Here is a 14,152-nt window from a genome sequence, read left to right as displayed (position 1 = left end):
AAACGTGCTGGAGGGCCTGCGAGGAGGCTATGCCGCCGCAGCAGGGCCGAAGCGTCGCGAGCCGATGGCGGCCGGAGCTAGACAGTACGAAAAGCGGAAGCGCCGCGATCGGCTCTCGAAGCCAAATGTTCTTCACCCGCAGGGGTGCTTGCACCCCGAGGGGGAAGGTTATTTGGCAGAAGAGAGAGGTTATTTGGCAGAAGAGAGCCAGGCGCTGGAGCTAGACAATACGAAAAGGGAAGGCCGCGAACGACCGACCATTAACAAATCGCGCTTTCGTTTCGTTCAGTTTTGAAGGAATGAGAATTCCTTCGAATCGTTCCTTGAAAACTAGATAACCGATACACAAAAGGAAGAAGCCGAGACGCTGTAGGTTAAGCTAGCCTGCATGAAGCCGGAATCGCTAGTAATCGCGGATCAGCATGCCGCGGTGAATACGTTCCCGGGCCTTGTACACACCGCCCGTCACACCACGAGAGCTTGCAACACCCGAAGTCGGTGAGGTAACCCGCAAGGGAGCCAGCCGCCGAAGGTGGGGCAAGTGATTGGGGTGAAGTCGTAACAAGGTAGCCGTACCGGAAGGTGCGGCTGGATCACCTCCTTTCTAAGGATGAAGAAAAGCGAAGGCCGTAATGGCCAACTGTCGATACACCGCGCTTTCGTTTCGTTCGGTTTTGAGGGAATGAGAGATTCCTTCAAAAGCGCCTGTGCCTGCGTCTGCTGACAGGTTCAGGGGGTTGCTTCATTTGCGTCTGCGTCTACAAGCGAATTCAGAGAAGCTGAATTCCTCGACGCAAGACCGCAGAGAAGCAAATTCAAGAAGCAGTCTCGTTCCTTGAAAACTAGATAACCGATACACAAAAGGAAGAAGCCGAGAAGCGCTGTTGGTTAAGCTAGAAAGGGCGCACGGTGGATGCCTTGGCACTAGGAGCCGATGAAGGACGGGGCAAACGCCGAAACGCTCCGGGGAGCTGTAAGCAAGCGTTGATCCGGAGATGTCCGAATGGGGGAACCCCCTGTCCGTAATGGGAAGATTTCCCATCGCGTTAGGCGAGTAAGATCCCTCGAAGATGACGAGGTCGATAGGTCCGAGGTGGAAGCGTGGCGACACGTGGAGCTGACGGATACTAATCGATCGAGGGCTTAACCTAGAAAAGCAGAGGCCGCCTGCCTATCGGCGAAACGCGCTGGAGGGCCTGCGAGGAGGCTCGAACCAAGCAAAGCTTGGTTCTGCGTGGGTGGTGTCACAGGAGCGTATGCAATGTGTCGCCGCCGCAGCAGGACCGAAGCGTCGCGAGCCGATGGCGGCCGGAGCTAGACAAAAAGCGGAAGCGCCGCGGCTTCTTCCCAAAACGGTTATCTAGTTTTGAAGGAATGAATTTCCTTCTTGACATCGTTTGTTTTTTAAGTATAATAAATGATGTCAAAACTGAATCGCTTGCCTAGTGGTGATAGCGGAGGGGAAACACCCGTTCCCATCCCGAACACGGAAGTTAAGCCCTCCAGCGCCGATGGTAGTTGGGGCCAGCGCCCCTGCAAGAGTAGGTCGCTGCTAGGCAGGCAAAAATGAGGGAGCTGTTTGGTTCTCTCATTTTTTTGCCTATTTCTTAATGAGTCATTTCTAATGACGCCATTTTAAATCCTCTCCCCCAAAATGTAAAGCGTGATCATCGTTTCCTAGACCCCCTTTTTCATAAAGCGATAGGAAACGGAAACTCGCGAAAGGGTGTCCTGCACGGCATGGGACACCCTCTTTTTTTTATTATGCAGCGGTTGGCGGTTACTCGCCTTTTTTGATGACTATTTTCTTTTTTGGCTCTTCGGGAATGAGTCGGTGTAAGTGGATGAAGAGCAGGCCGTTATGGTATGTCGCCTCGATGCGGTCTTCTTTTACCGGGAACGGCAATGGGACGGTTTTTTCAAACCGGCCTTGGAAAATGCCTTCCTCCACTAAATCAAACCCTTTAAAGTTGAGATTGATCGTCGCCTTCACTTCCAGCGTCTTGTGTAATACATACACTTCCGCATCTTCGATTTTCTCCAGCCCTGGGAGGCTGATGACGACGAGCAGTTCGTTGTCTTTTTTGTAGATATTCATTCCTGAAGATGATTTATTGGATGATGGCAACAGCGGTTGGATGCTTCCCCAAAAATCGTTTTGGAAAAATTGCTGCCAGTGCTTTGTCCAATCGGAAAACGGTGTAAACGGGTTTTCATTGGCCATGGCGTCTCCCTCCTCCGCACATTCATCATATGCCTTCTTATTCGTTTGGTGATTTAAAAAAACACGAACATTTATCTTTTTATAATCATAAATGTTCGATTTTAACTTGACATTTTGTTAAAAACCTTGCTAATATAAAAGTAGCTTCATAGTGCATAAACGTATCCCTCATATAATTTTGGGAATATGGCCCAAAAGTCTCTACCCAATCACCGTAAATGATTGGACTATGAGGGAAAGGATCGGTTTTGGCTTTTTTTCTTAATCGACAAATGCGAAAGCCCAGAACGATGCTTTCCCTCGCCTAAAAAGAGGGAATGTATGTTCTGGGCTTTGTTTATTAAGGGTAAGGAGTGGAACGTATGAGCCCGCTAGTTGGGGTGATCATGGGAAGCCGTTCAGATTGGGAAACGATGAAGCACGCCTGTGCGATTCTTGAAGAACTGGGCGTCCCGTTTGAGAAAAAAGTCGTGTCGGCGCACCGGACGCCGGATGAAATGTTCCGGTATGCGGAAACGGCGGAGGAGCGGGGCATTAAGGTGATTATCGCGGGGGCCGGTGGAGCGGCTCATTTGCCGGGGATGGTGGCGGCGAAGACGACGTTGCCGGTCATCGGCGTGCCGATGCAGTCAAAGGCATTGAACGGACTCGATTCGTTATTGTCGATCGTGCAAATGCCAGGCGGCGTGCCGGTGGCGACAGTGGCGATCGGCAAAGCAGGGGCGACGAATGCGGGGCTGCTCGCCGTGTCGATCGTCGGGCTGTTTGATCCGCGCTATATGGAGGTGCTCAAAGCAAGGAGAGAATCGATTCGAAAACAAGTCGTGGAAAGCAGTGATCAACTTGACTAAGCGGCGGATTGTTCCAGGACAGACGATCGGCATTATTGGCGGAGGGCAACTTGGCCGGATGATGGCCATCGCGGCGCGTGAGATGGGGTTTCGCATCGCCGTGCTGGATCCGACGCCTGATTCCCCGTGCGGGCAAGTGGCCGATGTGGAAATCACCGCGCCGTACCATGATTTGGATGCGATAGCTGAACTGGCGCGCGTGAGCGATGTCATTACGTACGAATTTGAAAATATCGATGCGCAGGCGCTTGAGTGGCTGGAGGCAAACGCCTATGTCCCGCAAGGAAGCCGGCTGCTGGCGGTGACGCAAGACCGGGCGTTGGAGAAAGCGGCGATTGTCGAAGCCGGGTTGCCGGTGGCGCCGTATAGGGAAGTGGACGGATGGGATGAGTTGGAACAGGCCGTTGCCATGACCGGCTTTCCGTGCGTCTTGAAAACGCGGCGCGGCGGTTATGACGGCAAAGGGCAATATGTGCTGCGCGGCGAAGGCGATCTAGCCAAAGCGGCTGATTTGCTTGGGCTTGGCCCATGCATTTTGGAAGGCTGGGTGCCGTTTGTGAAGGAAATGTCGGTCATTGTCGCCCGCAACCTCGATGGTGAGACGGCTGTTTTTCCAGTGGCGGAAAACATTCATATCGAGAACATTTTGCATCAAACGATCGTTCCAGCACGGATCCCGCAACACATCGAGCAGAGGGCGGTCCGTTACGCCAAGACGCTGGCGACATCGTGTTCGCTTGTTGGGACGCTGGCCGTTGAAATGTTTTTGACGGCGGACGGGGATATTTATATTAATGAGTTGGCCCCTAGACCGCACAACTCGGGTCATTATACAATCAATGCATGTGCGACGTCGCAGTTCGCCCAGCACATCCGCGCCGTCTGCAACTGGCCGCTCGGCTCGACGGAGTTGTTGAAGCCGGCTGTGATGGTGAACCTTTTAGGGGAGCACGTCGGACCGGCCATCGGGCAGATCGGGGCGCTCGGCGGCGCAGCCTATCTCCATTTATACGGCAAGCATGAGGCGAAGCCGAAGCGAAAAATGGGCCATGTGACCGTACTGGCGGACGATGTTGAGGAAGCGCTGAGGCGAATCGAGTCGTGGCAAATTTGGCAAGATCGGAGGCTGGAACGAAGATGATTGAACGCTACACGAGACCGGAAATGGGAGCCATTTGGACGGAGGAAAACCGCTTTAAGGCGTGGCTTGAGGTGGAGTTGCTTGCCTGCGAAGCGTGGGCCGAACTTGGCGTCATTCCGAAAGAGGACGTCCGCCGCTTGCGGGAACACGCGTCGTTTGACATCCGCCGCATTAAGGAAATCGAAGAAGAAACGCGCCACGATGTCGTCGCCTTCACCCGCGCCGTTTCTGAGACGCTTGGGGAAGAACGAAAATGGGTGCATTATGGTCTCACGTCGACCGATGTCGTCGATACGGCGCTCGGCTACTTGTTAAAGCAGGCGAACGCGATTTTGCGGCGCGATTTGGAAAACTTCATTCAAGTATTGAAAGAGAAAGCGCGCGAACATAAATATACGGTCATGATGGGGCGCACGCACGGCGTTCATGCCGAACCGACGACGTTCGGGCTGAAGCTGGCGCTTTGGTATGCCGAAATGCTCCGGAATTTGGAGCGGTTTGAACAAGCAGCCAAGATGGTGGAAGTCGGGAAAATTTCCGGAGCGGTCGGCACGTATGCCAACATTGACCCGTTTGTCGAGCAATATGTGTGCGAGAAGCTCGGACTGACGCCGGCGCCGATTTCGACGCAGACGCTGCAGCGCGACCGCCACGCTTACTATATGGCGACGCTCGCGCTCATCGCGACATCGATTGAAAAATTTGCTGTGGAAATTCGCGGCTTGCAAAAAAGTGAAGTGCGTGAAGTCGAGGAGTTTTTTGCCAAAGGGCAAAAAGGTTCGTCAGCGATGCCGCATAAGCGCAATCCGATCGGTTCGGAAAATATGACCGGCATGGCGCGCGTCATTCGCGGGTATATGGTGACGGCTTATGAAAATGTGCCGCTTTGGCATGAGCGCGACATCTCGCATTCGTCGGCCGAGCGCATCATTTTGCCGGATGCGACGATCGCGTTGAACTATATGTTGAACCGGTTCGCTAACATTGTGAAAAACCTGCTGGTGTATCCGGAAAATATGAAGAAAAATATGGAGCGCACGTTCGGGCTCATTTACTCGCAACGCGTGTTGCTTGCTTTGATTGACAAAGGGATGGCGCGCGAGGAAGCGTACGATTTGGTGCAACCGAAAGCGATGGAAGCGTGGGAGCGACAAGTGCCGTTCCGCTCGCTGCTTGAGGCGGATGAGCGGATTACGAGCCAGTTGACGAAGGAAGAGCTCGACGATTGCTTTGATTACCGCCACCATTTGAAACACGTCGATACGATTTTTGCCCGCTTAGGATTAGAGTAAGTGGAAGCCGGCTGGCCCTCATGCCGGCCGGTTACACAAAAAATTTTCAATCTTCTGGATAATGGAGGCTTACATGATGCCGACAAAACAGCAGCTGTTGTATGAAGGGAAAGCGAAAAAAATTTACGCGACGGATGAGCGGGATGTCCTTTGGGTGGAGTACAAAGACAGCGCCACGGCATTTAACGGCGAGAAAAAGGCGACGATCGTCGGCAAAGGGAGGCTCAATAACGAGATTTCCAGTTTGTTGTTTACGAAATTGAAAGAAGCAGGCATTCCCAATCACTTTATGAAAAAATTGTCGCCGACCGAGCAGCTTGTGAAAAGTGTAGCGATCATCCCGCTGGAAGTCGTCGTCCGCAACGTCGTGGCCGGGAGTTTGGCGAAGCGCCTCGGTTTGGCGGAAGGGACTCCGCTTGAAACTCCACTTGTCGAGTTTTACTACAAAAACGATGACCTTGGCGACCCGCTGCTCGTGGAAGACCACATTGCGATTTTGAAGCTCGCGAGCCGCGAGGAGATCGCCTGGCTGAAAAGCGAAGCGCTGAAAGTGAACGACGTGTTGCGCGCTCATTTTGCCGAGCGAAAAGTGAGATTAATTGATTTTAAGCTTGAGTTCGGCCGCACGGCGGACGGCGCGATCCTCTTAGCGGATGAGGTGTCGCCGGATACGTGCCGGCTTTGGGACGCCGAGACGAATGAGAAACTGGATAAGGACGTATTTCGCCGTGATCTTGGCAGTTTAACCGAGGCGTATGAGGTCATTTTACAACGGTTAGGGGGAGAATCGGCATGTATAAAGTAAAAGTGTATGTCACGTTGCGTGAGAGTGTGTTGGATCCGCAAGGGACGGCGGTGAAGGGGGCGCTGCACAGCTTATCGTATACGGAAGTGAAAGATGTCAGAATCGGTAAGTTTATGGAGCTTGTCATTGACGATAGCGATCGCGATATCGATGAGCTCGTTCGCGAAATGTGTGAAAAATTGCTGTCCAATCCAGTCATTGAAGACTATCGTTATGAAATCGAGGAGGCCGTCGCCCGATGAAGTTTGCCGTCATTGTCTTTCCGGGATCGAATTGCGATGTCGATATGTACCATGCGGTCGCCGATGAACTCGGCGAAGAAGTGGAATACGTTTGGCATGATGAAGAAAATCTCGATCGGTTCGACGCCATTTTGCTTCCAGGCGGCTTTTCATACGGCGATTACTTGCGTTCGGGGGCGATCGCCCGTTTTTCCAAGGTGATGGCCGCCGTGAAACAAGCCGCGGAAGCCGGAAAACCGGTGCTTGGGGTGTGCAACGGGTTTCAAATTTTACTTGAAGCCGGCCTGCTTCCTGGGGCGATGCGCCGCAACCAAGGGCTGAAATTCATTTGCCGGCCGGTGCAGCTTGTCGTGGAAAACAATGAAACGATGTTTACCTCTGCCTATGATAAGGGCGAAGTGATTACCATTCCGATCGCCCATGGTGAAGGAAATTATTATTGCGACGAACAAACGCTCCAGCGCCTTGTCGAAAACCGGCAAATCGTCTTCCGCTACCATGGGGAAAACCCGAACGGCAGCTTGGCGGATATCGCCGGCATTGTCAACGAGCGCGGCAATGTGCTCGGCATGATGCCGCATCCGGAGCGGGCGGTCGACGCTTTGCTCGGCAGCGCGGACGGACTGAAACTATTCCGATCGATCGTCAATTATTGGAGGGAGATGCATGTCGTTACTGCTTGAGCCGAGCGCGGCGATGATTAAAGAACAAAAATTGTATCGTGAAATGGGATTGACGGACGAAGAGTTTGCCCGCGTTGAAGCGATTTTGGGCCGACTGCCGAACTACACGGAAACGGGCATTTTTTCCGTTATGTGGTCAGAGCATTGCAGCTACAAAAACTCCAAACCTGTGCTGAAAAAATTCCCGACCGATGGCCCGCATGTGCTGCAAGGGCCGGGCGAAGGCGCGGGAATTGTCGACATCGGCGACGGGCTGGCGGTGGCGTTTAAAATCGAAAGCCATAACCATCCGTCGGCCATCGAGCCGTACCAAGGGGCGGCGACCGGGGTCGGCGGCATTATCCGTGACGTCTTTTCGATGGGGGCGCGGCCGATTGCGCTGCTTAACTCGCTTCGATTTGGCGAATTGACGTCGCCGCGCGTTAACTATTTGTTTGAACACGTCGTCGCCGGCATCGCCGGGTACGGCAACTGCATCGGCATCCCGACCGTCGGCGGTGAAGTGCAGTTTGACCCGGCGTATGAAGGCAATCCGCTAGTGAATGCCATGTGCGTCGGCATCATCCGCCATGAAGATATTCAACGCGGCGTGGCGACCGGCGTCGGCAATACGGTCATGTATGTCGGGGCGAAAACGGGACGCGACGGCATCCATGGGGCGACGTTTGCCTCTGAGGAATTAAGCGAGCAATCGGAAGCGAAGCGCCCGGCCGTGCAAGTCGGCGACCCGTTTATGGAAAAACTGTTGCTGGAAGCGTGTCTAGAAGCGGTTAAGTCCGATGCGTTAGTTGGCATTCAGGATATGGGCGCCGCTGGGCTTACGAGCTCCTCGGCCGAGATGGCAAGCAAAGGCGGCTTCGGGATCGAAATGAATTTAGACCTCGTTCCGCAGCGCGAGGCAGGCATGGCGCCATACGAAATGATGTTGTCCGAATCACAGGAACGGATGCTGCTTGTTGTTGAGCAAGGCCGGGAAGAGGAAATCGCTGCGATTTTTGCGAAATACGGTTTAGAGGCAAAAGCGATCGGGAAAGTGACCGACGATCGAATGCTCCGCCTGTTTTTCCATGGTGAAGTAGTGGCGGAAATTCCGGTTGACGCGTTGGCGAAAGACGCGCCGGTATATCATAAACCATCTGTGGAGCCGGCTTATTACCGCGAATTTCAAGCGATGCCGCCGTATATTCCGCACATTGAAGATTACAATCAAACATTGCTCGGGCTGCTCGCCCAGCCGACGATCGCCAGCAAGGAATGGGTGTACGATCAGTACGACTACATGGTGCGGACGAACACGGTCGTCGCTCCGGGATCGGACGCGGCCGTCGTGCGCATTCGCGGCACGAATAAGGCGCTCGCGCTCACAACGGACTGCAACTCGCGCTATTTGTACCTAGATCCGGAAATGGGCGGAAAAATTGCCGTTGCCGAGGCGGCGCGCAACGTCGTTTGCTCTGGGGCGAAACCGCTCGCCATAACGGACTGCCTCAACTTCGGCAGCCCGGAAAAGCCGGACATTTTTTGGCAGCTCGAAAAAGCGGTTGATGGGATGAGTGAAGCGTGCCGGGCGCTCGGAACGCCGGTTGTGAGCGGCAACGTCTCCCTTTATAATGAAACGAACGGTGAAGCGGTCTATCCGACGCCGGTCGTCGGGATGGTTGGGCTCATTGACGATCTTTCCCATGTGACGACCCAGCCGTTTAAGCAAGCAGGTGACTTGATTTATGTGATCGGCGAGGCGAAACCGGAGTTTGGCGGCAGCGAGTTGCAAAAATGGTTAGAGGGCCGCATTTTTGGAAAAGCGCCGGAACTTGATTTGAAAGTGGAAGCAAGCCGCCAGCGTCAGCTGTTGACCGCGATTCGCGCTGGGGTCGTGGTGTCCGCGCATGACATCGCTGAAGGTGGATTGGCGGTTGCGCTTGCCGAGTGTGTCATCGGCGCTTCCGGGTTTGGCGCAAATGTGACGATCAATGGCGATCTAGTGAGCGAGCTGTTCAGCGAAACGCAGTCGCGCTTCGTTGTTTCGGTGAAAAAAGAACATCAAGAAGCATTTGAGCAGCTCGTGGAAGCGAAACAGATTGGGGAAGTGACGAACGACGGCATACTGACAGTGAACGGGGAACATGGGGAAACGGTCATTCGCCTTTCGGTCGACGACATGCGAAACGTCTGGAAAGGGGCTATTCCATGCTTGCTGAAATCAAAGGATTGAACGAAGAGTGCGGTATTTTCGGCATTTGGGGGCATGAGGACGCCGCCAGGCTCACGTATTATGGGCTCCACAGCCTGCAGCACCGCGGCCAAGAAGGAGCCGGCATCGTGGTGGCGGGCGGTGGGAATTTGTCTGGCCATAAAGGGCTTGGCTTGGTGACGGACGTGTTTCAAAGCGGCACGCTCGATGCGCTTTGCGGCTCGGCGGCGATCGGCCATGTCCGCTATTCGACGGCGGGCGGGGGCGGCTATGAGAATGTCCAGCCGCTTCTGTTCCGCTCGCAAACCGACGCGATGGCGCTCGCCCATAACGGCAACTTGACGAATGCCATCGAGCTGAAGCTTGCGCTCGAAGCACAAGGGAGCATTTTTCAGACAACATCGGATACGGAAGTGTTCGCCCACCTCATTCGCCGCAGTCAAGCGCCGACATTTGTCGGGCAAATGAAAGAAGCGCTCAGCCAGATTGAAGGGGCGTTTGCGTTTTTGCTGCTGACGGAAACGGCGCTGTATGCGGCGCTCGACCCGCACGGGTTTCGGCCGCTGTCGCTCGGCCGGCTCGGCTCGGCATATGTCGTCGCCTCGGAAACGTGCGCATTTGATGTCATCGGGGCGACGTACGAGCGGGAAGTGGCGCCTGGGGAACTGCTTATCATCAGCGGCGAAGGGGTGCGTTCGGAACGGTTTGCTCCGGAGCAGCCGCGATCCATTTGCAGCATGGAATACATTTATTTTGCCCGCCCGGACAGCCATGTTGATGGCATTAACATCCACACGGCGCGGAAAAATTTAGGGAAGCGGTTGGCGCTCGAGGCGCCAGCCGAAGCCGATATTGTCACCGGTGTGCCGGACTCAAGCATTTCGGTTGCCATCGGCTATGCTGAGGCGACCGGCATTCCATACGAATTAGGGCTCATTAAAAACCGTTATGTCGGCCGGACGTTCATCCAGCCGTCACAGGCGTTGCGTGAACAAGGGGTCAAAATGAAGCTGTCGCCGGTGCGCGGCGTGGTTGCCGGCAAACGGGTCGTGATGGTCGACGATTCGATCGTGCGCGGAACGACGAGCCGCCGCATTGTCGCGATGCTCCGCGAAGCGGGGGCGGTTGAAGTGCATGTGCGCATCAGTGCGCCGCCGATCACCCACCCTTGCTTTTACGGCATTGATACGTCGTCAAAGGAAGAACTGATTGCAGCGAAACATACGGTCGAAGACATCCGCCGCTTAATCGGCGCCGATTCGTTGGCGTTTCTTAGCCAAGAAGGGCTGCTGGCGGCGATCGGACGCCCGGAAGGTGTGCCGCAGCGCGGACAATGTTTGGCCTGTTTTACCGGCCAATACCCAACCCGGGTCAGCCAAATCGCCCGACCGTGCATGACCGTCAAATGATGAGTGCGCTTCAACCCGGAATCGGATAGCGAGGATAGGTGGGCGCGCTTCCATTGGGACGGAGCCAATGGTCGTTAAGATGCTTGTCGCACGTTCGGATGCAGCGGGCGAAGAAAAGGGGGATTTAGCGTGGCAAAAGCATACAAACAAGCAGGAGTTGACATTGAGGCCGGTTATCAGGCCGTCGCCCTCATGAAACAGCACGTGCAAAAAACGATGCGTCCGGAAGTGTTGGGCGGAATTGGCGGGTTTGGCGGTTTGTTTGATTTATCGGCGCTTGGCTACCGCCAGCCGGTGCTCATCGCCGGCACGGATGGCGTCGGGACAAAGCTGAAATTGGCGTTTTTGCTTGACCGGCACGATACGATCGGCATCGACTGTGTGGCGATGTGCGTCAATGACATCGTTGTCCAAGGGGCGGAACCGCTCTTTTTCCTTGACTATATCGCTTGTGGCAAAGCGGTGCCGGAAAAAATCGCCGCCATCGTCAAGGGGGTGGCTGACGGCTGCGTCGAAGCCGGCTGCGCCTTGATCGGCGGGGAAACGGCGGAAATGCCGGGAATGTACGCGGAAGACGAGTACGATTTGGCCGGGTTTGCCGTCGGCATTGCCGAAAAAGAACGATTGGTGACGGGGCAAACGATCCAGGCAGGCGATGTGTTGATTGGCCTTCCGTCAAGCGGCCTGCATAGCAACGGCTACTCGCTTGTGCGCCGCATCGTGTTTGAACAAGCAAAGCTGTCGCTTGATAAAATTTACGAGCCGCTTAGCGTTCCGCTCGGTGAGGAACTGCTGAAGCCGACGCGCATTTATGCGAAACGGTTGCGTTCGGTGCTTGAACGGTTTACGATCAAAGGGATGGCGCATATTACCGGCGGCGGGTTGATCGAAAACGTTCCGCGCATGCTGCCGGAAGGGCTTGAAGCCCGCATTCAGCGCGGCTCGTGGCCGGTGTTGCCGATTTTTGACTTCTTGCGCGCCAACGGCAACCTTGAAGAAGAAGAGATGTTTTCCGTGTTTAATATGGGCATTGGCCTCGTGCTCGCCGTCAGCCCGGAAACGGCAGCGCCGCTTGTGAAATGGTTGGACGAACAAGGAGAGCCGGCCTACATCATTGGCGAAGTGGCAAAAGGAGCGGGCGTGTCGTTTACCGGAGGGGGCAAAGCATGAAGCGGTTGGCCGTGTTTGCCTCCGGAAGCGGAACGAATTTTCAAGCGCTCGTCGATGCGGCGAAGCGCGGCGAGCTGCCGGCTGACATCGCCCTGCTGGTCTGCGATCGGCCGGGCGCCAAGGTCATCGAACGAGCGGGGCGCGAAAACGTGCCGGCGTTCGTGTTTTCCCCGAAAGACTACCCGTCGAAAGCGGCGTTTGAGAACGAGATTTTGCGTAAGTTAAAGGAACGGCAAGTTGAATGGATCGCGTTAGCCGGCTATATGCGCTTGATCGGGCCGACCTTGCTTTCCGCTTATGAAGGGAAAATCGTCAACATCCATCCGTCGCTGTTGCCGGCGTTTCCAGGCAAAGACGCCATCGGCCAGGCGTACCGGGCGGGCGTGTCGGAAACGGGCGTCACCGTCCATTATGTCGATGAAGGGATGGACACCGGGCCGGTCATCGCCCAGCGCGCTGTTCCGATCGTGCCCGGCGAGCCGATCGAAGCGCTTGAGGCGCGCATTCATGCGGTCGAACATGAGTTATATCCGGCGGTATTGCGCATGCTGCTAGGGGAAGCGGAACAACAAGAAGAAAGGATCGAGAACGATGGCAGTCAAACGAGCATTAATCAGCGTGTCTAATAAAGAAGGGATCATTCCGTTTGCCAAACAGCTCGCCGAACTCGGCGTCGAGATCATTTCGACAGGCGGGACGAAACGGGCGCTTGAGGAGGCTGGTGTCCCGGTCATCTCGATTTCCGATGTCACCGGGTTTCCGGAAATTTTAGACGGGCGCGTCAAAACGCTGCATCCGGCCATTCACGGCGGCATTTTGGCGGTGCGCGGCGATGAGCGCCATCAGGCGGCGCTAGCGGAGCATGGCATCCGTCCGATCGATTTGGTCGTCGTCAACTTGTATCCGTTCCAGCAAACGATCGCGAAGCCAGACGTGACGCTGGCTGAGGCGATTGAAAACATCGATATCGGCGGTCCGACGATGGTGCGCGCCGCAGCGAAAAACTATGCCGATGTCGCCATCGTCGTCGATCCAGCCGATTACCGAGCGGTCATCGAGGAGCTGAAAGCAAACGGATCGATCCAAGCGGAAACGCGGCAAAAATTGGCGGCGAAAGCGTTCCGTCATACGGCGGCGTATGATGCGATGATCGCCGAGTATTTGACGAACCTTACCGGCGAGGAGTACCCGGAATCGCTCACCGTCACCTATACGAAAAAACAATCGTTGCGCTATGGCGAAAATCCGCATCAATCAGCGGCGTTTTACGCCAAACCGCTCGGTGCGGCGTTCTCGATTGCCAAAGCAGTACAGCTGCACGGCAAAGAGCTGTCGTACAACAACATTAACGATGCCAATGCGGCCATCAACCTTATTCGCGAGTTTCAGGAGCCGGCCGTGGCAGCCATCAAACATATGAACCCGTGCGGCGTCGGTGTCGGCGCGACGTTGCTTGAGGCGTTTACGAAAGCGTACGAGGCCGATCCGGTGTCCATTTTTGGCGGCATTATCGCGGTGAATCGGGAAGTGGACAAAGAAACGGCAGAGCGGATGCATGATCTCTTTTTGGAAATCGTCATCGCGCCATCGTTTAGTGACGAGGCGCTCACCATTTTGATGAAAAAGAAAAATATCCGCCTGTTGACGCTTGATTTCGCGGCGCCCGACGTTAAGGAAAAAACGCTCGTTTCGGTCAGCGGCGGCTTGCTCGTCCAAGATGCCGATACGTATACGCTTGAGGACGCCGAATGGAATGTCGTTACGAAGCGCGAGCCGACCGAAGAAGAGCGCGGACAGCTTCGTTTTGCATGGAACGTTGTGAAGCATGTCAAATCCAATGCCATTGTACTGGCGAAAAACGGCATGACCGTTGGTGTTGGCGCCGGACAAATGAACCGGGTCGGCGCGGCGAAGATCGCCATTGAACAAGCCGGGGAGCAGGCGGCAGGCGCGGTGCTCGCCTCCGACGCCTTTTTCCCGATGGACGACACCGTTGAAGCGGCGGCAAAAGCCGGCATTACGGCCATCATCCAGCCGGGCGGCTCGATTCGTGACGCCGATTCGATCCGCAAAGCGGATGAGTATGGCATTGCCATGGTGTTTACCGGCGTGCGCCATTTTAAACATTAAACGGCGGCAAAAGG

Annotated in this window: 13 protein-coding genes, 1 rRNA gene, 1 riboswitch and 1 other annotated feature; of the genes, 13 read left to right on the top strand and 1 reads right to left on the bottom strand. The window is 55.1% G+C overall.

Annotated elements, in window-relative coordinates:
• The first annotated feature begins 172 nt into the window (after positions 1-172).
• Together B9L21_RS18155 and rrf are read left to right on the top strand one after the other, a co-directional pair.
• Positions 173-295, top strand: a complete 123-nt coding sequence (locus tag B9L21_RS18155; RefSeq protein ID WP_264151693.1) for a hypothetical protein — start codon at positions 173-175, stop codon at positions 293-295.
• 744 nt (positions 296-1,039) lie between these two features.
• Positions 1,040-1,139, top strand: a sequence feature (23S ribosomal RNA rRNA prediction is too short).
• A gap of 302 nt (positions 1,140-1,441) precedes the next feature.
• Positions 1,442-1,558, top strand: a 5S ribosomal RNA gene (rrf, locus tag B9L21_RS14460).
• A gap of 222 nt (positions 1,559-1,780) precedes the next feature.
• Here the strand turns inward: rrf and B9L21_RS14455 are convergent.
• Positions 1,781-2,224 carry an Hsp20/alpha crystallin family protein gene (locus B9L21_RS14455; protein WP_063166899.1) on the bottom strand — a complete coding sequence of 148 codons (444 nt, stop codon included), beginning with the start codon at positions 2,222-2,224 and terminating at the stop codon, positions 1,781-1,783.
• A 148-nt stretch (positions 2,225-2,372) separates the two neighbouring features.
• Positions 2,373-2,474, top strand: a riboswitch (purine riboswitch).
• A gap of 112 nt (positions 2,475-2,586) precedes the next feature.
• On the opposite strand from B9L21_RS14455, the gene purE reads away from it, so the two are divergent.
• The 11 genes from purE (at position 2,587) to purH (ending at position 14,138) form a co-directional block, all read left to right on the top strand.
• Entirely contained in the window at positions 2,587-3,075 is a 489-nt protein-coding gene (gene purE, locus B9L21_RS14450) for a 5-(carboxyamino)imidazole ribonucleotide mutase (RefSeq protein WP_063166898.1), read from the top strand.
• The gene (gene purK, locus B9L21_RS14445) at positions 2,990-4,216 is read left to right on the top strand and encodes a 5-(carboxyamino)imidazole ribonucleotide synthase (protein WP_236933428.1); all 1,227 of its coding nucleotides are present in this window, start codon (positions 2,990-2,992) and stop codon (positions 4,214-4,216) included. The genes purE and purK overlap by 86 nt, the downstream gene beginning before the upstream one ends.
• A complete protein-coding gene (purB, locus tag B9L21_RS14440; RefSeq protein ID WP_063166897.1) occupies positions 4,213-5,508 on the top strand; it encodes an adenylosuccinate lyase in 1,296 nt (431 codons plus the stop codon). The genes purK and purB overlap by 4 nt, the downstream gene beginning before the upstream one ends.
• A 76-nt stretch (positions 5,509-5,584) precedes the next feature.
• On the top strand, positions 5,585-6,313 hold the full coding sequence (gene purC / locus B9L21_RS14435; protein ID WP_063166896.1) for a phosphoribosylaminoimidazolesuccinocarboxamide synthase: 729 nt from the start codon (positions 5,585-5,587) through the stop codon (positions 6,311-6,313).
• Positions 6,301-6,555, top strand: a complete 255-nt coding sequence (gene purS, locus B9L21_RS14430) for a phosphoribosylformylglycinamidine synthase subunit PurS (protein ID WP_063166895.1) — start codon at positions 6,301-6,303, stop codon at positions 6,553-6,555. Before purC ends, purS begins: the two co-directional genes overlap by 13 nt.
• Entirely contained in the window at positions 6,552-7,238 is a 687-nt protein-coding gene (purQ, locus tag B9L21_RS14425) for a phosphoribosylformylglycinamidine synthase subunit PurQ (RefSeq protein WP_063166894.1), read from the top strand. Before purS ends, purQ begins: the two co-directional genes overlap by 4 nt.
• Entirely contained in the window at positions 7,222-9,450 is a 2,229-nt protein-coding gene (purL, locus tag B9L21_RS14420; RefSeq protein WP_063166893.1) for a phosphoribosylformylglycinamidine synthase subunit PurL, read from the top strand. Before purQ ends, purL begins: the two co-directional genes overlap by 17 nt.
• Positions 9,426-10,838: an amidophosphoribosyltransferase gene (purF, locus tag B9L21_RS14415; protein WP_063166892.1), complete on the top strand. Its 1,413-nt coding sequence runs from the start codon at positions 9,426-9,428 to the stop codon at positions 10,836-10,838. Before purL ends, purF begins: the two co-directional genes overlap by 25 nt.
• A 129-nt stretch (positions 10,839-10,967) precedes the next feature.
• Complete coding sequence (purM, locus tag B9L21_RS14410) at positions 10,968-12,008, top strand: phosphoribosylformylglycinamidine cyclo-ligase (protein ID WP_063166891.1); 1,041 nt, start codon at positions 10,968-10,970, stop codon at positions 12,006-12,008.
• Positions 12,005-12,634 (top strand): phosphoribosylglycinamide formyltransferase, encoded by a 630-nt coding sequence (gene purN / locus B9L21_RS14405; RefSeq protein WP_063166890.1) that lies wholly within the window; start codon positions 12,005-12,007, stop codon positions 12,632-12,634. Before purM ends, purN begins: the two co-directional genes overlap by 4 nt.
• Positions 12,600-14,138: a bifunctional phosphoribosylaminoimidazolecarboxamide formyltransferase/IMP cyclohydrolase gene (gene purH / locus B9L21_RS14400; protein WP_063166889.1), complete on the top strand. Its 1,539-nt coding sequence runs from the start codon at positions 12,600-12,602 to the stop codon at positions 14,136-14,138. Before purN ends, purH begins: the two co-directional genes overlap by 35 nt.
• Positions 14,139-14,152: the final 14 nt, after the last annotated feature.

Origin of the sequence: Geobacillus uzenensis (genome assembly GCF_002217665.1) — a bacterium.
In the GTDB taxonomy this organism is placed as follows: Bacteria; Bacillota; Bacilli; order Bacillales; family Anoxybacillaceae; genus Geobacillus; species Geobacillus subterraneus.
The sequence above is the reverse complement of the archived record's forward strand: the minus strand, read 5'-3'. Positions and strand labels throughout refer to the sequence as shown.

Excerpts from the sequence above, each read along its gene's own strand:
- B9L21_RS14455 (WP_063166899.1), bottom strand. The coding sequence starts at position 2,224 with ATGGCCAATGAAAACCCGTTTACACCGTTTTCCGATTGGACAAAGCAC.
- purE (WP_063166898.1), top strand. The coding sequence starts at position 2,587 with ATGAGCCCGCTAGTTGGGGTGATCATGGGAAGCCGTTCAGATTGGGAA.
- purB (WP_063166897.1), top strand. The coding sequence starts at position 4,213 with ATGATTGAACGCTACACGAGACCGGAAATGGGAGCCATTTGGACGGAG.
- purC (WP_063166896.1), top strand. The coding sequence starts at position 5,585 with ATGCCGACAAAACAGCAGCTGTTGTATGAAGGGAAAGCGAAAAAAATT.
- purS (WP_063166895.1), top strand. The coding sequence starts at position 6,301 with ATGTATAAAGTAAAAGTGTATGTCACGTTGCGTGAGAGTGTGTTGGAT.
- purQ (WP_063166894.1), top strand. The coding sequence starts at position 6,552 with ATGAAGTTTGCCGTCATTGTCTTTCCGGGATCGAATTGCGATGTCGAT.
- purL (WP_063166893.1), top strand. The coding sequence starts at position 7,222 with ATGTCGTTACTGCTTGAGCCGAGCGCGGCGATGATTAAAGAACAAAAA.
- purF (WP_063166892.1), top strand. The coding sequence starts at position 9,426 with ATGCTTGCTGAAATCAAAGGATTGAACGAAGAGTGCGGTATTTTCGGC.
- purN (WP_063166890.1), top strand. The coding sequence starts at position 12,005 with ATGAAGCGGTTGGCCGTGTTTGCCTCCGGAAGCGGAACGAATTTTCAA.
- purH (WP_063166889.1), top strand. The coding sequence starts at position 12,600 with ATGGCAGTCAAACGAGCATTAATCAGCGTGTCTAATAAAGAAGGGATC.